The sequence below is a fragment of the Bacteroides sp. ET225 genome, assembly GCF_024733745.1.
Taxonomy (GTDB): domain Bacteria; phylum Bacteroidota; class Bacteroidia; order Bacteroidales; family Bacteroidaceae; genus Phocaeicola; species Phocaeicola excrementipullorum.
In genome coordinates this window covers 18,012-35,772 of record NZ_JANRHN010000014.1, presented here as the reverse complement: position 1 = coordinate 35,772, position 17,761 = coordinate 18,012, and the positions used below count along the sequence as shown (strand labels likewise).

Sequence of the window (17,761 nt, the reverse complement as noted above, 5' to 3'; positions counted from 1 at the left end):
TATGTCACTTTCGTCCGAAGAGTGTGCATAATTCATCCGAAAGGATAAAATGCTGCACAGAATCATATGCTGTAACCTGCGTCGGAGTCTTTTCATTCTTATTTTTGTAAAGAACAATTTTTTGACTTAAAAGGAAAAACCTATGAAACGAACATTGATTTATGTATGCTTGCTGTTTTCGGCCTTTTCGGCCTGGGGACGGAATGACAACCTGGGAAAAGAAACAAAAGAAATTATGAAACGTGTCGCCGACTGGCAGATCGATCATCCGAACAGCGGGGCGGTTAAAGACGAACTGGACTGGACGCGTGCCCCGCTGTATATGGGTATGGTGGACTGGGCTGAAATCGCGGAAAAAGAAGACCGCGACAAAACTTATTATGACTGGCTGCTCCGGATAGGCCGGCGCAATCACTTTCAGATGGGAAAGTGGATGTATCATGCGGATTTTATAGCGGTCGGACAAAGCTTCATCGACCTGTATATTAAATACGGTGACCGGAAGATGGTGGCTCCTGTCATGGCAAGGGCGAATTGGGTTGTGGAGAATCCTGCCCAGACCTCGTTGAAGCTGGATTATAGCCGTATGGAGACGCTTGACAGATGGTCGTGGTGCGACGCTCTGTTTATGGCTCCTCCGGTTTATGCCAAACTTTATTCGCTGACGGGCGACAGAAAGTATCTGGATTTCCTCAACCGTGAATACAAAGCCAGCTATGAGTACCTTTATGATAAGGACGCGCATTTGTTCTATCGTGACGCCCGTTATTTTACCCAGCGTGAGGCTAACGGTGAAAAAGTGTTCTGGGGAAGAGGAAATGCCTGGGTCATTGCCGGGCTGGCCGAAATTCTGAAAGCCTTTTCGCCGAACGAAACGTCACGGAAATTCTATGAAGAACTTTTTGTGGAACTTGCAGAACGTTTGGTCGAACTGCAAAGCCCCGACGGATATTGGCACGCAAGTCTGCTCGACCCGAAGTCGTATCCATCGCCAGAAACAAGCGCCACCGGATTTATCGTGTATGCGCTTGCTTATGGCATCAATGCCGGTCTGCTGGAGCGGGATACGTATCTTCCGGCTGTAGAAAAGGGATGGAAAGCGCTGGTCGGTGCCGTTGAAAGCGACGGCAAGCTGGGCTATGTCCAGCCTATCGGAGCCGATCCTAAAAAGGTGACCCGTGAGATGACTGAGTTTTATGGCGTGGGCGCATTCCTGATGGCTGGTTGCGAGTATAAAAAATTGTTTGAATAATTGATATAACCTTTGTTTGATTCAGTCTATGAGAAAGAATATTTTGTTTCTGAGTTTGATCGCTTTGTTCTTGTGCGCGTTTCAGCGCGTTTCTGCCCGCGAGGTAGTTCCTTTTAATGACGGGTGGGAGTTCAAGAAAGGACCTTTTTCGGGAAATGCGCTGCAAACCGTCATGAAATGGGACGGGAAGTGGGAGAAAGTTACGCTTCCCCATACGTGGAACGCGCAGGACATGCAGCGCCAGGTGGCTTCTTTTTATCAGGGAGAGGGGTATTACCGCAAGCGTTTCACCTTCCCGGAGTCGATGAAAGAGAAGCGGGTTTATCTTCGCTTTGAGGGGGTAGGCTCGTGTGCCGAGGTATATATCAATGGTTATCTGGCCGGAACGCATAAGGGAGGCTATTCTGCTTTCGTGTGTGAGCTTGGACCTCAGATCAAGTGGGGAAAGGAAAACGAAATCGTGGTGAAGGCGGACAATACGGCGCGTCCGGATGTGATTCCGGTGAATCATAATTTGTTTGGCGTGTATGGCGGCATTTACCGTCCGGTGTGGCTGGTGACGACCGAACCGTGCGCCATTGCCGTAAACGACTGCGCTTCGTCCGGCGTGTACATTACGCAGAAGAACGTGTCGAAAAAGTCGGCGGAGGTAACCGTGAAGGTGAAGGTGGACAATGCTTCGCTGGCTCCGGTTCCGGTGGAGCTTGAGAATGCCGTTTATGATGCGGAGGGAAAGCTGGTGAAGCGTCACGTGCAGTCGTTCGACCTTACTCCTCAGGGCATGAAGTGTTATGCTTCTACTTTCAAGATGAACAGGCCGCACCTGTGGAACGGACGAAAGGACCCTTATCTTTATAAGGTGGTGTCGAGGCTTTCCAGCAACGGACGTGTGCTTGACGAAGTGGTTCAGCCTTTGGGACTTCGCAAGTATGAAATCGTGGCAGGAAAAGGCTTCTTCCTCAACGGAGAGAAGTATCCGATGTATGGAGTGACGCGCCATCAGGACTGGTGGGGGCTTGGAAGTGCGTTGACTAACAAGGAGCATGACTTCGATTTGGCTGCCATCATGGATATCGGCGCCACAACGGTACGCTTTGCGCATTATCAGCAGTCGGACTATATCTATTCGCGCTGCGACTCGCTGGGGCTGATCATCTGGGCAGAGATACCTTTCGTGAACCGTGTGACGGGTGAGGAATGGGACAATGCGCACCAGCAGATGCGTGAGCTGATCCGTCAGAGCTTCAACCATCCGTCCATCTATGTGTGGGGCATCCATAATGAGGTGTATCATCCGCATGAATATACTGCCGCTCTCACCCGTTCGATTCACGACTTGTGCAAGACGGAAGATCCGGACCGTTTTACAGCGGCTGTCAACGGATACGGTCACGCCGAGCATCCGGTGAACCAGAATGCCGACATACAGGGGATGAACCGTTATTTCGGATGGTATGAAAAGAGGGTGCAGGACATTCTTCCGTGGGTTGAGGGACTTGAAAAGAAATATCCCTGGCAGCGTCTGATGCTGACGGAATATGGAGCGGATGCCAATATTGCGCATCAGACTGAAGTGTTGGGCGATGCCCTGAACTGGGGCGCATCGTTCTATCCGGAAACTTTTCAGACCAAGACGCACGAATATCAGTGGGGAGTTATTGCGGAGCATCCGTACATTATTGCTTCTTATCTGTGGAATATGTTCGATTTTGCCGTTCCGATGTGGAAAAGAGGGGGGATTATTGCTCGTAATTCAAAAGGATTGATTACCTTTGACCGGAAAACAAAAAAAGATTCATATTTTTGGTATAAGGCGAACTGGAGCAAGGATCCGGTGGTCTATCTGACCCAGCGGCGCAATGTGAACCGTGAGCGGAAAAACACTTCTGTTACAGTCTACTCTAACGTAGGCGTTCCGGAGATCTATTTGAACGGACAGAAACTGGATGGTGTGCGCCGGGGCTATACGGATGTGCATTATGTGTTCGACAATGTGACTCTGGCCGAAGGAAAGAATACGCTGAAGGCTGTAGTCCGTGCCGGCGGCAAGAAATATGCTGATGAGATTGAGTGGTTCTATAATGGGGAACGGACACGCAAGGCTGATTCTTCCGTGAACGAACATGAACATTCCGGCTGGTAAAAGACTTGAATCATTTTTATTAACCTAAATATAAAAAACATGAGAAAATTTAAAGCTTTAATGTTGGGAATTTGTGCAGCAGCCTTGTGCGCCTGCACTTCACAGCAATCGACTGCTGTGCAGATGAACGAGCGCGGAACTCGCTGGAGTTGGGATAAAGGAACAATTGTTGTGGAAACTCCCGAGCGTCCGGAAGGTCAGAAGAGTGTAATCGGACTGACTGTTCCGAAGATGGAAGTCGTTCGTGTGGGATTTGTCGGTCTGGGTATGCGCGGTCCCGGTGCTGTGGAAAGATTCACTTATATTCCTGGAACTCAGATTGTAGCTCTTTGCGACTATGAAAAGGAACGTGCAGAAAAATGCCAGAAATACCTGGAAAAGGCTTCGTTGCCGAAAGCTGCCATCTATTCGGGAGAAAAAGGATACGAAGAGCTTTGCAAACGCGAGGACATCGACCTTGTGTATATTGCAGCCGACTGGATGCATCACTTCCCGATTGCCAAATGTGCGTTGGAAAATGGAAAGAATGTAGCTATCGAAGTTCCTTCTGCTATGAATCTGGAAGAGTGCTGGACACTGATCAATTTGAGCGAAAAGACTCGCAAGCACTGCTTTATCCTCGAAAACTGCTGCTATGACTGGTTCGAAATGAATACGCTGAACATGGCACAGCATGGAGTGTTCGGTGAAGTGATCCGTGCGCAGGGCGCATACATTCATAATCTCGACCAGTTCTGGGACTACTACTGGAAGAATGGAGAGAATGACAAGCTGGGCTGGCGTCTGGATTATAACATGCGTCATCGTGGCGATGTGTATGCCACTCACGGCCTTGGCCCGGTAGCGCAGGCATTGAACATCCATCGTGGCGACCGCATGAAGACATTGGTGGCTATGGATACCAAGTCGGTTGTGGGCAAGGCACTGGTTGAGGCTCGCACGGATTCTACTTGCAACAATTTCCGCAACGGCGATCATACAACAACCCTTATCCGCACGGAGAATGGAAAGGTTATCGAAATTCAGCACAATGTTATGACACCTCAGCCGTATAACCGCCTGTATCAGCTGACCGGAACGAAAGGCTTTGCAAACAAATATCCGGTTGAGGGATATGCGGTAGAGGCTGACCAGTTGAGCGCATCGGGCGTGCAGCCGAAAGTTGACGACCTGAGTGCACATAGTTTCTTGCCGGAAGCTGAAATGAAGGCCCTGGTTGAGAAGTACCAGCATCCTATTCTGAAAAAATATGGCGAGATGGCAAAAGAAGTAGGCGGTCATGGCGGTATGGACTTCATTATGGACAGCCGTCTTGTATATTGCCTGCAGAACGGACTTCCGTTGGATATGGATGTTTATGACTTGGCAGAGTGGTGCTGTCTGGCTGAATTGGGCGAGCTCTCGATGGACAACGGTTGTGCTCCGGTTGCTTTCCCGGATTTCACACGCGGTGAATGGAATGTAGTAAAAGGATACAAACATGCTTTTGCAAGCCCTGAGGATGAAAAGGCAGCTGCAGAAAAGGCAGCGGCATTTACTGCAAAGCTGAAAGAGCAGGGAGCTAAAGAATGGGGAACAAAAAAATAAGCTTTAGCTGACTGTATCAAGTTTGCAGACAGCAGACTGTATAAAAGACAAGGATGTGTTCAGATTGCTCGCTGACACATCCTTGTTCCTTTTTTGTGCGGGACCCTTTGCGTACGGGCACAAAAAAAGTCTGTAGGCTGAGCTTACAGACTTTCAATTCTCTCTTGTCCGAGATTATTCAGCAACAACTGCTGAATCAGCTGCTGTAGAATCAGCTGCAACTGCTGTTGAATCAATAACCGGAGCTGCTTCTTCTACTGTTTCAACTGCTGCAGAGTCAGCTGCAGTTTCAGTGTTAGCTGCTTTGTTTCCGCAAGATGCGAAAGAAACAGCAGCGAAAGCTACGAACAAAAATACCAATTTTTTCATTTTCTTTTGCTTTTAAATCTGTAATACTTATGTTGTTCTCTTAAAACGCTGCAAATATATGGACTTTTTGAATACGTTGTTCTTCTGTTGCCAACTTTTTTTCAAAAAAATATGTTGTAAAATATATTCGCTTGTGAATCAATGTGTTTTATAACACGTCTTTTTGAATGGAAATTGAATGTTTTTTCTTTATGGCAGGAATCACAAAATTATATATACCTTTGCACCTTATATAAAAGGAGAAAATATGATTGATACGACTGTTTTTCAAGATAAGAAAGCTGTTTACTATACGTTGGGCTGCAAACTGAACTTTGCGGAAACGTCTTCTATAGGTAAAATATTGAAGGAAGCCGGCGTCCGTACGGCCAGGAGAGGAGAGAGGGCAGACATATGCATAGTCAACACATGTTCTGTTACAGATGTTGCGGACAAGAAGTGCAGGCAGGCTATCCATAAACTGGTGCGCCAGCATCCGGGAGCTTTTGTCGTAGTGACCGGCTGTTATGCCCAGTTGAAGCCGGAACAGATCGCGGATATTGAGGGCGTGGATCTGGTGCTGGGCGCAGAGCAGAAGGGCGATTTGGTGAGTTACCTTGGGAATCTGGAGAAGAAGACTCACGGAGAGGCCGTTACGACAGCCGTAAAAGATATCCGGAGTTTTTCGCCTTCCTGTTCACGCGGCGACCGCACGCGGTATTTTCTGAAGGTGCAGGATGGTTGCGATTACTTCTGTTCGTATTGCACTATTCCCTTTGCCCGGGGCAGAAGCCGTAACGGAAAGATAGAAGACCTGGTGGCTCAGGCGCGTCAGGTTGTGGCGGAAGGCGGTAAAGAAATCGTGCTCACCGGAGTGAATATCGGCGATTTTGGAAAGTCGACAGGCGAAACGTTCTTCGATCTGGTAAAGGCTCTCGATGAAGTGGACGGGATGGAACGCTATCGCATATCCTCTATCGAGCCTAATTTGCTGACGGATGAGATTATTGACTTTGTTTCCCGTTCCAGGCATTTCATGCCTCACTTTCATATACCCTTGCAGTCGGGGTGTGACGAAGTGCTGAAACTGATGCGCAGGCGTTATGACACGGCACTGTTCGCATCCAAGATCCATACGGTGAAAAAGCTGATGCCTGACGCTTTTATCGGTGTGGATGTGATTGTGGGGACTCGCGGGGAAACGCCCGAATACTTTGACCGTGCTTATGAATTTATAGAAGGCCTGGATGTAACGCAGTTGCATGTGTTCAGCTATTCGGAGCGTCCGGGCACTCAGGCTCTGAAAATAGACTATGTGGTTTCTCCGGAAGAAAAGCATGAGCGCAGCCAGCGTTTGCTTGCCTTGTCGGAGCAGAAACTGCATGCGTTTTATGCGCGGCATATCGGACGGGAGGCGGAAGTGCTGATGGAAAAAGCCCGGGCCGGAATGCCTATGCACGGATTCACCCGGAACTATATCCGTGTGGAGATGGAGCATAACGACGCTCTTGACAACCATTTGCTGAAAGTGCGTCTGGGCGATTTCAATGAAGACGGTACGGCGTTGAAAGGGATGATGTTATGAAAAAGGTTTCAGTTGTCATATTGAACTGGAATGGCGCTGAGATGCTCCGCCGTTTTCTGCCTTCGGTGGTGGAATTTTCTTCGGGAGCGGATGTGGAGGTCTGTGTGGCGGACAATGCTTCGGCTGACTCTTCGCGGGGAGTGGTTGAAAAAGAATTTCCTTCTGTCCGCCTGATTGCCTTGGACCGTAATTACGGTTTTGCCGACGGCTATAATAAGGCGCTGGAATGTGTTGAGGCCCGATATGTCGTCTTGCTGAACAGCGATGTGGAAGTTACTCCGGGGTGGCTTGACACGCTGGCTGATTTTATGGACAGGCATCCCGATGTGGCGGCCTGCCAGCCCAAACTGCTGGGGTATAATGACAGGACGAGGTTTGAATATGCCGGTGCCGCCGGCGGATTTATGGATCGCTACGGCTATCCTTTTTGCCGGGGACGTATATTTGAACATGTGGAGGCCGACGCCGGACAGTATGACACTCCGCTTCCGGTGTTCTGGGCTTCGGGAGCGGCATTGATGATCAGGCTGGACGCTTATCGGGAAGCGGGCGGACTTGACGGCCGTTTTTTTGCTCATATGGAGGAAATTGATTTGTGCTGGCGCTTGCGGAGCAGGGGATATCTGCTTTTTTGTGTGCCTGCTTCGGTGGTGTATCATGTGGGAGGCGCCACTTTGAAGAAGGAGAGTCCCCGCAAGACCTACCTCAATTTCAGGAACAATCTGCTGATGCTGTATAAGAATCTTCCTGAGCCGGAGCTGCGCCATGTGATGGCTGTCCGTAAAATACTTGACTATGTGGCGGCTTTGGCCTTTTTGCTGAAAGGAGAAACCTCCGGCTTCAAGGCTGTATTGAAGGCCCGGCGCGATTTCAGGCGGATGCTTCCTTCGTTCGTTGCCGACCGGAAAGAGAATATAGCCCGGAGCGTTACGGAAGATATACCGGAACGTTTCCGCTTCAGTATTTTGTGGCAGAGCAAGATAAAGGGCAAAAAGACGTTCGGACGGCTCACCGGCTGATATTCCGTGCGGAAGATACAGAAAGGGAGGATGACCTTGCGGGCACCCTCCCTTTCTGTATCAGTGAAAGTCGTTTCTCAGAAAGCCATCCGGTAGGCTTTGGTTGCTCCGGCATGAATGCCGGTATTTGCAAAGTCAGCAGTTACCGACTGCTCTTTCTTTCCGTTCTTTATTGTAACCTTGATGGCGGTCTGGGTTTGTCCCGGGTCAGCGATATGCAAGGTTGCCGCTTTTGAAGTGAGATCCTTCACCATCAGGACGCACGGCTTGTCGGCGGTTACGCTCAAGTCTTTGTGCTTCATTGTTCCGGCTTCGAAGAACGTTACCATCCATACGCCGTCTTCAGTGTTGCGGACAGCCTGGATCTTGTCTGTGTTCGACAGGATTTCAATCGGATTGTTCTTGTAGTATGTCTCCATTTCCTTTTCCGACTTCTTGTTCGGAACCACGATGTAGGCATAGCTTGCGTTCTTGGGGGCTACACCGTGATCGATTCCCACCGTGAACACATGGTGCGATTCTTCCTTCTTGCTCTTGCTGGTATTGATGTCGCTCCATTTTCCTTTCTGTTCCTGAGAAGTGAAGAACACCTTCTCTTCTTGCGGGAAGAGGTAGCCGATATTGTCGTTTATGATCCAGTTGGGGTGTTCAAGCGTCTTTGCGTTCATGTTGAATGCTCCGAGGAAGCACTGGTTTATGGTTGTGTGTACCGGTACGTTTGTCGTTGAACTGATTCCGGCTCCAAGGCAAACCACTTCATCGCCGAAGAAGTACCAGCTTTTCTTTGCACTGAGGTTGACTTCTTCTTTCGTGTCGGTGTATGAAAATGCAGTCGCTCCCATGATGCTGTCGGAAACGCCTCCGGCAAAAGTGGATGTTCCGTTCATGCCCCATGCCTTGTCGTCCATCGGAATCTTTTCTACCTGAGGTGCAGTGGTGCCCGGGATGTGCCGCCAGTCCCATACGGGGAAGATGTTGTAGTATTCATCTCCCGTCTGTGTGATGCAGGTGCATCCGTATGAAAGGAAATAAGTCTTCAGGTTTTCCTTGTTGCCGTATTCGCACTTCTTTGTGCGGGTCGATGCCAGCCGGACATCCATTGCGTAAGAAGGGCTTGTGTAGAGCGAATAGTCGCCTATATAATAATGTATATGTCCGTTTCTCGTCTTGTAGTCGGCCGGTTTCTTGCGGTTCAGCCGGGCCACGATGTTCTTGAACTCTTCGGCGTGTTCCGGGTCGATGTCAATCATCCGTTTGGCATATATGGCCGTGTTCTGTTTCTTGGTTGCGTTCGGGCGGCTCATGCTTCGTCCGATGATATCCCACATCATGTTCTGTCCGCGCACGGAGCGGTAGTAGGTTTCGCGCATGAATTTGCTGAGCAGTTCCACTTTGTCCTTGCTCAGTTCGTAGCTTGTTCCCAGGGCATACGATGCAACCTGAGTCACTCCCTTCAGGATTTCATCGCCGTATCCTCCGATATAGAGCTGCGTTCCGTGCTGGAAGTAGCTGTTGTCGTACTGGAAGCCTTCGCCTGTGGTGTATTCCACGGGGCTGAACACATTGTCGATTGCACGCTTCAGGTCGGCGGCGTTTTCTGTCAGGCAGGCGCGGTAGATCCAGTGCAGGGCGATGTCCGTGCGGTTGGCTCCCGTCCATTTCTCCGGTTCGCCTCCGTCTTTGAGGATGCGTTCGAGCGTTTTTGCTTCAATGTCTTCCGGCACCTGTTTCTTTCCGCTGCGCATCTGGATCAGCAGTACGCCTATTTTCTGCGGTTCCGAAATCTGGTTGTGCCACCAGTTGTCGCTTTCCGGATCTTGCGCATACCAGTATTCGAGCCCTTTGACAATCTTGTCGTATACGGCTTCGTCCTGATAATGCTTGTTGTCGGGATTCGTGTAGGCGTATGCGAAATTTTGCAGGCGTTCGATGTGTTTGATGGGATCCCAGTTGGTCATGGCCGTATTGGTGTAGTCCACATCTGCAAACGAGCCGTCATCTTTAAACTTCGCGAGGTCGCTGTCGATCGACGGGTTCTTTTTTACGCTGTTGCGTATTTTCTGCATAAATACTTCAAAATCGTTTTGGGCCGCATTGGATGCGTGCGCATAAGGCGCGCCCATGGTCAGGCCGCATGAAGCGATTGCTGTCAGTACAAGTGTTCTCAAACGGGCGTTCATAAATCTTTTGGTTAAGTTACGGGTGTAAAGATAATTATTTTCTGATTTAATCGCAAGTGTCCGGACGATTTTAAAAAGATTTGCATGAAAACTTAAGAGCGTGTTTAAGAGCCCGTTTGAATTTTGCTCTGCCTCAGTTTGAGAATTGTTTTCGGGATGTTTTCTCCGCCTTTTTCCGTCGGGCGGGCTGCTGCCTTCCGCCTGGAAGCGGAGAGATGTTCTTGCAAACCGCTCTCAGATGCGGATGGGGCAGGGGCGGAAAATCCTTTCGTGCGGGCCGGCAAGGCAGGCATGGGCTGTATGGTTCTGCATTTCACGATGTGGAATGTATAAACTACATTGTGGAACATACAAACCACGTTGTGGAATGAAGAAACCGCAATGTGGAACGGAATTCCCGGCGTGTATCCGGTGCCTGCCTTTCCGCGCAAGTCCATTCCTTGTGCGGTGCGGGGCGGGCAAGGATACGGAACCGGCTCTGCAAAAAGGGAAGCAAGACTGTCAGTCGTGGGGGGGACTTGTCAGTATATGGTGCCATATTGTCAGATTTGTCTGTGTGGCACACTTTTGGCAGTGTGCTTAGCGTCCTTCCGGGGACGTGGAAAACAAAAATACAAACAATTTAAATATAAAGACTATGAACATTAAACCATTGGCAGACAGAGTGCTGATTCTTCCGGCTCCGGCCGAAGAAAAGACAGTTGGCGGTATCATTATTCCTGATACAGCGAAAGAAAAACCGTTGCAGGGCGAAGTTGTAGCGGTAGGTCACGGAACAAAAGACGAGGAAATGGTCTTGAAGGTAGGTGACAAGGTATTGTACGGCAAATATTCGGGCACTGAAATCGAATATGAAGGCGTCAAATACTTGATGATGCGCCAGAGCGACGTGCTTGCAGTGCTTGGTTAATTTTAATGGATAAAGAACTTAAAAATCAGAAGAATTATGGCAAAAGAAATACTTTTCAATATCGATGCGCGTGACCAGTTGAAAAAAGGTGTTGACGAACTGGCTAACGCTGTGAAAGTAACACTGGGTCCGAAAGGACGTAACGTGATCATCGAAAAGAAATTCGGCGCTCCGCACATCACGAAGGACGGTGTGACGGTGGCAAAGGAAATTGAACTGGCTGATGCTTTCCAGAATACAGGAGCGCAGCTTGTCAAGTCGGTCGCTTCGAAGACGGGTGACGATGCGGGTGACGGTACTACCACTGCAACCGTACTGGCTCAGTCGATCGTAGGCGTAGGCTTGAAGAACGTTACGGCAGGAGCGAATCCGATGGACTTGAAGCGCGGTATCGACAAGGCCGTGGCAAAGGTCGTTGAATCAATCAAGGCTCAGGCTGAAACCGTTGGCGACAACTATGACAAGATCGAGCAGGTTGCAACCGTTTCTGCAAACAACGATCCGCAGATCGGAAAGCTGATTGCAGATGCAATGCGCAAGGTTTCCAAAGACGGTGTAATCACCATCGAAGAAGCCAAGGGTACTGACACTACAATCGGTGTCGTTGAAGGTATGCAGTTCGACCGCGGTTACTTGTCGGCATATTTCGTGACAGACGCTGAAAAGATGGAGTGCGTGATGGAACATCCGTATATCCTGATTTACGACAAGAAGATCAGCAACCTGAAAGATTTCTTGCCTATTCTGGAACCGGCTGTACAGAGCGGGCGTCCGTTGCTGGTAATTGCAGAAGATGTTGACAGCGAAGCCTTGACTACGTTGGTTGTAAACCGTCTGCGCAGCCAGCTGAAGATCTGTGCCGTGAAAGCTCCGGGATTCGGCGACCGCCGCAAGGCTATGCTGGAAGATATTGCAATCTTGACGGGCGGCGTGGTTATCAGCGAAGAAAAGGGCTTGAAACTGGAGCAGGCTACGCTTGAGATGCTGGGTTCTTGCGACAAGGTTACGATTACGAAAGAAAACACGACGATCGTGAACGGTGCAGGAAGCAAGGAAAACATCCACGAACGTATCAACCAGATCAAGGCTGAAATCAAGAATACGACTTCAAGCTACGACAAGGAAAAACTTCAGGAACGTCTGGCAAAACTTTCAGGCGGTGTGGCTGTTCTGTATGTAGGCGCTGCTTCTGAAGTGGAAATGAAAGAAAAGAAAGACCGTGTAGACGATGCGTTGTGCGCAACCCGCGCCGCAATCGAAGAAGGTATCGTTCCGGGCGGCGGTGTAGCCTACATCCGTGCAATCGATGCGCTGGAAGGCCTGAAGGGTGACAATGCAGACGAAACTACGGGTATCGAAATCATCAAGCGTGCCATCGAAGAGCCGCTGCGTCAGATCGTTGCCAACGCAGGCAAGGAAGGTGCAGTAGTTGTTCAGAAGGTTCGTGAAGGTGAAGGCGACTTCGGTTACAATGCACGTACAGACGTTTACGAACACCTGCATGCTGCCGGTGTGGTTGACCCTGCCAAGGTTACACGTGTGGCTCTTGAGAATGCCGCATCAATCGCAGGCATGTTCCTGACCACCGAATGTGTAATCGTTGAAAAGAAGGAAGAAAAGCCTGAAATGCCGGCTGCCGGCATGGGCGGTATGGGCGGAATGATGTAATCTTCTTTCCCCGATATATAAGGAATCCCGACCAGATCAGCTCCGGCCGGGATTTTCTTTGTTAATATTTATAGAAGAGAGGTTTAGTTGTCATAATTGGGATTCTGTATGAGTCCCGTGTTTTCGTTCAGTGCGTCTTGCGGGACAGGCAGCAGCAAGTGTTTGCTTATGTCGAATCCGAAGTCTAGCGGATAGCTTACGCTGATGTCCATGGATGTCAGCAGACGATAGTAGGGATAGGTTTCTCCTGTCCCTTTGAGAAGGTTAAGATAGATGCTTGTGTCAATGTCTTCTATGCTGGAGATAGGCGGCTCTGCAATGACATTCAGCAGTTCAAGCGCTTTGGGAACATTTCCATTCTTATAGTGGGCGATAGCGGCTATGATATAGACTTCCTGGAGCAGCAGCGGGTCTACACTGCTTCCGAAAGCGTCGGTATATCCTTTCCAGATGACTTCGTTTTCGCCGAGGGCGTAGTTGCCGTTTGCCAGAATCATTTCGGAATAGGTGACGGCTCCTGCATATTGTTCATTATAGAGCAGGACCTTTGCGCTCAGAAGGCTTGCTGCATCGCGCATGGCTCCAGGCAAGAGGTCAACTAAGGTTTCACAAGACAAAATGAGATCGTCGGCTGTGCAGACATTCTCTCCGTCAACGTACTTGCCGTAATATCCGTAAAGCTGTGTCTGTATGAGTGCCTTTTCCACTTTGATGGTGTCGGAAAGATTTCTGCCTTCTTCTGATTCTGCCAATTGCGCCAGATACTTTTCTCCTTCCGCCAGGGTCTGATATGCCGTATTCCAGTATTCGTCGGAGAGTTCCGCAATGTCATTGTAGGTGAATCCTCCGTATCCGGTTGTCAGTTTCGCTTCTACTTCCCAGTTTTTGGAAAGATAGTTGTTCATGGTGTTCCGCCACAAGTAGCTGATGTCGCTTACACTGACAGAATCCTGAGGGATTGTCGGTTCGGCCTGCGACTCTATTATTTCCGGCACTACATAGATGTAGCTGTTTCCTGCCGGAATCGCTTCCCCTTCGATTTCCACTCCGTTTACCGACACGGCATTTCCTTCGCGCGTGATGTACAGGTTCTCTTCATTGATGCTCTTCAGTACGGTTCCGTCCGTGAGCTGGTCTTTCGTGTAGCTTCCTTTGGCTATGTGCCGTTTCAGTGCCGTTGAGTCCATGGCGAGCGCACGGCTTCTGTTCCATGCTGCGGTTTCGTTCTTTACGGCGAAAACGGTCAGTTTTTCCTCCTGAAGGTCTGACACGTCGGCTGTTTTGAGCAGTTCGGCAAACTGGCTCAGTTCCGGCTTTTCTTCAAGCACGTTGATGACTTGCTCCACGGCTTGCTCTCCTTTCGACGGAGGAGGAGTGGGGGTGTTCTCGTCTTCGCTGCACGCATAAGCTGTAAACGCCAGTGTGCAGGCTAATGCATATTGGAAAAATTTCTTCATGGTTGAGTGTTATTGGTTTATTTGATTTTCTTGCATTCGTTCAAGAAATCGGCCGTTGTCTTTTCATACTTCTGCAGGTCGCTTTCCGACAGTGTCTTTTTCCATTCGGAAAGCGTTGTTCCGTGTTTTTCGCATACTTTGTCAATCGACTCGCTGGTTTCTTTCATGACCATCATGGCTTTTTGCGGATTGGCATCCTTTTTTACTTCCGAAATGCCGTTCTCAATCAGTTCCAGCACCTCTTCGAGTATGCCGTTTTCTGCGGGAGAAACAGATTCGGCTGTTTCTGGTGTGCCGGAAGACTCAGCCTTTTTGTCATTGCTTGCGCAGGCTGTTCCCAAGACGATACATGCGGAAAGCGCGACCGCTTTCCATAGACTGCTCGTTTTCATAGCGGTAAAATTTTAATGAAACAATAAATGGTTTATCTCTTTGCCTTTTCTTGTCTTATTCCAGCGGGATGCTGAGGAATCCTTTAGCCAGGGCCTTGATGACCAGATCGGTTGCATTCCGTGCGCCGAATTTCAGCATCAGATTTTTGCGATGCCATTCTACGGTGTTTTCGGATATGAACAGATGTTCTGAAATTTCGTGTGTGTTCATGCCTTTGGCTATGCTTTTCAGTATGTCCAGCTCGCGTGTCGTGGGAGGCTGGTTGATCATATTGGCCGTGTTTGCCTGTTTTTCCTTATACAGTTTCTTGAAGTGCGGGCAATAGTAACTGGTTCCGTCGTTTATTACTTGCTGCACGGCTTCCTGGATATGTTCGGATGCAGATGACTTGAATACGACTCCGCTGATTGACGGATGCTTCAGTCTGTTCACAATCCAGACCTCTTCGTGCATGGTGCATACAATGATTTTTGTATCAGGCTTTTCCTTCTTTATGGCGTCTATCAGGGCAAAGCCGTCGATGTCCGGCAAGTCCAGATCTACGATGCACGCCTGAAACTCCTTGTCTTTCAGCAAAGCCAGCATTTCAGTTCCATTATGCGCTTCAAGAATTTCTGTAACGTCAGGCAGATCCTTCAAAAGGCTTCTGAGTCCTTCCAGAATCAGCGAATGGTCGTCTATGATGGCTATGCTATATGTCATTCTCCTATAATATCCTAATTTTTTACAAAAATAGCCATAGTGGATGAAATAATTCCCACGGCTTCCCGTGGTTTTTTATCGGAATATAGGAATCGTCACTTCCACGCTGCTTCCCGCTTCAGAAGTTTGTATGTGCAGTTTGGCTTTCAGGTCTTTGGCCCTTTCCTTGATGGAGCGCAGTCCGGTGGCTTTCCTTCCTTCCGAGATGCCTTTTCCGTTGTCTGTTACGTTCAGCACCAGATCGGGCAGTTCCCATTTGAGTGAAACTTCTATCACCGAGGCCGAAGCGTGTTTCAGTGCATTGCCTGTGGCTTCCTGGATAATGCGGTAGATGTTCAGTGCCATTTCGTCGGGAAGCACCGACCAGTCGGCGTCTTCCGGCAGCGTGATGAGGCTGATTCTGCATCGGCCGGCAGACAAGTCATTCAGATAACTTCTCAGAATCTGATCGATGGTTGCTGCCTGGAAAGTGGGAGGCAGCAGGGCGTGCGATACTTTCCGGATATTTTCACGGGTGTGCTTCAGGTTTTCTGTCCATTCGTTTTTGGTATTTTCGGATTCTGACTGTATTTTCATTTCCAGCGCAAGCAGGTCGTTGCAGATGCCGTCGTGCAGTTCTTTGGCAAGCCGGGAACGTTCTTCTTCCAGTTGCTCCAGGTAATCGTGTGTCATTTGCAGTTCGGTGCTCCGCTGCAATTGTTCAAACTGCTTTTCCTGCTCCCTTGCTTTCCGCTTTTGCCGCTCCAGTTTCAGCTTCTGTCTTTGCAGCAGATAAATGCCGGCTGAAACAGCGATGGTAAGAATGAATGCAAGCCCGATAATCCAGCCTTGCATGATGTGCCTTTCCTGCGTTCTTTTCTCGTTCAGCTGTTGCAGTTCCAGTTCCTTTTTCTGGCTTTCGTATTTTTCGGACAGTTCTTCCAGTTGCCGGCTTTTTTCGTCAACGAAAAGCGAATCGCTCAGCTCTTTGGCTTTGAGCAGCGTGCCGTATGCCATTTTGTAGTTGCCGGTTTCCTTGTAGGTGAGGTGGAGGTTGTTGTAAATGTCATAAAGCAGGAAAGGATAATCTCCGATGTTCGGCAGATGCAGTATGTTTCCGGCTGTTTCTATGGCTCTCGCATAATCCTTTTGTGCCTGTCGGATGATGAACTGGATCTGGTAAAAGACGACCAGTGTCATGGTTGATTGCACCTTTTGAGTGAGCTTCTGCGTTTCGTCCATGTATGTGTTTATTTCGTCGGATGAGGCTCCGCTGCGGAATAGTGCCAGCAGGTAGTAGGAACGCGAACTTAGTTCCGCATCGGTTTGTCCCGAATCGTGGGCGATGGCGGTCGCTTTGGTAAGATAAGTTTTTGCCAGACTGAATTTTTCCTGTTTGATGAATATGGAGGAGCATACCGCGAATATCTGCGAGCGGAAGTCCTTGTCTTCGCATTTTTCTGCCAGTTTCACTGCTTCTTCGGCATATTTTCCGGCCCTTTCTGCGTTTTTCATGTCCAGATGCAGGGTCGCAAGGTTATTGTACAGAGTGGTCAGCGCCTCCAGATTCTCTTGTGAGTCTTGGGGCAACTGCCGTGCATGTTTCAGTGCGGTGTCGTATGCCTTTACTGCCTCTTCAATTCTGCCGGACGATCTCAGGTAGACGCCTTGTGATGTGTAGCTGCTTGTGATTGCCGCTTCATCGCCTGTCTGTTCGGCCAGCCGGATTATCTTTTCGCTGATAGCCAGTGCAGCATCAATCTGCCCAAGCGAGTAGAGTGAGTCGGCAGCGAAAGTAAGCTGTTCAAGTTCCTGGGTTGTTTTCGCTTGTGCGCTTATAAATGCAGACAGAGCTGCCAGCAGCAGAACACGGATTTTGTTTTTCATAGGCCAGAATAGTGATGATTAAAAATACAAAATTAGAAATATTTTCCTTTTCTCCAACGGCTATGCTGTTTTTCAGATAAGTTTTCTTAAAAGACGGCTGGATGTTCCGTTTTTTTGTTTATCTTTAAAATGCATGTAACACTACAAAGAAATTGATTATGACAAAAGAAGAATTGATGCGTAAGGCCATTGAACTTTCTGTAAAGAATGTGGCGGAGGGAGGAGGACCGTTTGGAGCGGTAATCGCCCGTGACGGAGAAATTGTGGCGGTGGGTACCAATCGCGTGACGTCTGACCATGATCCCACAGCTCATGCTGAGGTCAGTGCGATCCGTGCGGCAGCCCGGAAACTGAATACATTTGATTTGAGCGGTTGTGAAATATATACATCTTGTGAGCCTTGCCCGATGTGTTTGGGGGCTATTTATTGGGCGCATATCGACCGTATGTATTACGGCAACAGCAAGCGTGATGCTGCGGCCATCGGTTTTGATGATGCCTTCATTTATGAGGAGCTGGAGCTGAAGCCGGAAGACCGCAGGCTGAAGTCGGAAGTGTTGCTTCCGGAAGAGGCGCTCAAGGCTTTCCGGGACTGGGAAGGAAAAGCAGACAAAGTGGAGTATTGATTGCGTCTGGAAACTTATGGGACGC

At 49.1% G+C, this 17,761-nt stretch carries 14 protein-coding genes; 8 read left to right on the top strand and 6 right to left on the bottom strand.

All coding sequences use genetic code 11. The features are described from left to right. Positions 1 to 142 precede the first annotated feature (142 nt). The 3 genes from NW212_RS07775 to NW212_RS07765 are packed head-to-tail and all read left to right on the top strand — an operon-like array spanning position 143 to position 4,982. On the top strand, positions 143 to 1,252 hold the full coding sequence (locus NW212_RS07775) for a glycoside hydrolase family 105 protein (protein WP_258338085.1): 1,110 nt from the start codon (positions 143 to 145) through the stop codon (positions 1,250 to 1,252). Positions 1,253 to 1,280: 28 nt separating this feature from the next. Next, positions 1,281 to 3,395 carry a glycoside hydrolase family 2 protein gene (locus NW212_RS07770; RefSeq protein ID WP_258338084.1) on the top strand — a complete coding sequence of 705 codons (2,115 nt, stop codon included), beginning with the start codon at positions 1,281 to 1,283 and terminating at the stop codon, positions 3,393 to 3,395. Positions 3,396 to 3,434: 39 nt separating this feature from the next. Next, the gene (locus NW212_RS07765) at positions 3,435 to 4,982 is read left to right on the top strand and encodes a Gfo/Idh/MocA family protein (RefSeq protein ID WP_258338083.1); all 1,548 of its coding nucleotides are present in this window, start codon (positions 3,435 to 3,437) and stop codon (positions 4,980 to 4,982) included. Between the two features lie 174 nt (positions 4,983 to 5,156). Here NW212_RS07765 and NW212_RS07760 read toward each other — a convergent pair whose 3' ends face one another. Then, positions 5,157 to 5,351, bottom strand: coding sequence for a hypothetical protein (locus NW212_RS07760; RefSeq protein ID WP_258338082.1), 195 nt, complete (start codon positions 5,349 to 5,351; stop codon positions 5,157 to 5,159). A 247-nt stretch (positions 5,352 to 5,598) separates the two neighbouring features. On the opposite strand from NW212_RS07760, the gene mtaB reads away from it, so the two are divergent. Beyond that, positions 5,599 to 6,915 (top strand): tRNA (N(6)-L-threonylcarbamoyladenosine(37)-C(2))-methylthiotransferase MtaB, encoded by a 1,317-nt coding sequence (gene mtaB, locus NW212_RS07755; RefSeq protein ID WP_258338081.1) that lies wholly within the window; start codon positions 5,599 to 5,601, stop codon positions 6,913 to 6,915. Continuing rightward, a complete protein-coding gene (locus NW212_RS07750) occupies positions 6,912 to 7,934 on the top strand; it encodes a glycosyltransferase family 2 protein (protein ID WP_258338080.1) in 1,023 nt (340 codons plus the stop codon). The genes mtaB and NW212_RS07750 overlap by 4 nt, the downstream gene beginning before the upstream one ends. A gap of 77 nt (positions 7,935 to 8,011) precedes the next feature. Here NW212_RS07750 and NW212_RS07745 read toward each other — a convergent pair whose 3' ends face one another. Next, positions 8,012 to 10,102, bottom strand: coding sequence for a polysaccharide lyase 8 family protein (locus NW212_RS07745; protein ID WP_258338079.1), 2,091 nt, complete (start codon positions 10,100 to 10,102; stop codon positions 8,012 to 8,014). Positions 10,103 to 10,751: 649 nt separating this feature from the next. Here NW212_RS07745 and NW212_RS07740 point away from each other — a divergent pair. Together NW212_RS07740 and groL are read left to right on the top strand one after the other, a co-directional pair. Then, positions 10,752 to 11,024, top strand: coding sequence for a co-chaperone GroES (locus NW212_RS07740; protein WP_258338078.1), 273 nt, complete (start codon positions 10,752 to 10,754; stop codon positions 11,022 to 11,024). A 36-nt stretch (positions 11,025 to 11,060) separates the two neighbouring features. After that, on the top strand, positions 11,061 to 12,692 hold the full coding sequence (gene groL, locus NW212_RS07735; protein ID WP_258338077.1) for a chaperonin GroEL: 1,632 nt from the start codon (positions 11,061 to 11,063) through the stop codon (positions 12,690 to 12,692). Positions 12,693 to 12,775: 83 nt separating this feature from the next. Here groL and NW212_RS07730 read toward each other — a convergent pair whose 3' ends face one another. The 4 genes from NW212_RS07730 to NW212_RS07715 form a co-directional block, all read right to left on the bottom strand. After that, the gene (locus NW212_RS07730; protein WP_258338076.1) at positions 12,776 to 14,149 is read right to left on the bottom strand and encodes a fasciclin domain-containing protein; all 1,374 of its coding nucleotides are present in this window, start codon (positions 14,147 to 14,149) and stop codon (positions 12,776 to 12,778) included. 17 nt (positions 14,150 to 14,166) lie between these two features. Beyond that, positions 14,167 to 14,541, bottom strand: a complete 375-nt coding sequence (locus NW212_RS07725) for a hypothetical protein (RefSeq protein WP_258338075.1) — start codon at positions 14,539 to 14,541, stop codon at positions 14,167 to 14,169. Between the two features lie 55 nt (positions 14,542 to 14,596). After that, the gene (locus NW212_RS07720) at positions 14,597 to 15,244 is read right to left on the bottom strand and encodes a response regulator transcription factor (protein ID WP_258338074.1); all 648 of its coding nucleotides are present in this window, start codon (positions 15,242 to 15,244) and stop codon (positions 14,597 to 14,599) included. A gap of 75 nt (positions 15,245 to 15,319) precedes the next feature. After that, complete coding sequence (locus NW212_RS07715; protein ID WP_258338073.1) at positions 15,320 to 17,110, bottom strand: ATP-binding protein; 1,791 nt, start codon at positions 17,108 to 17,110, stop codon at positions 15,320 to 15,322. Positions 17,111 to 17,268: 158 nt separating this feature from the next. On the opposite strand from NW212_RS07715, the gene NW212_RS07710 reads away from it, so the two are divergent. Continuing rightward, positions 17,269 to 17,736 (top strand): nucleoside deaminase, encoded by a 468-nt coding sequence (locus NW212_RS07710; RefSeq protein ID WP_258338072.1) that lies wholly within the window; start codon positions 17,269 to 17,271, stop codon positions 17,734 to 17,736. Positions 17,737 to 17,761 lie beyond the last annotated feature (25 nt).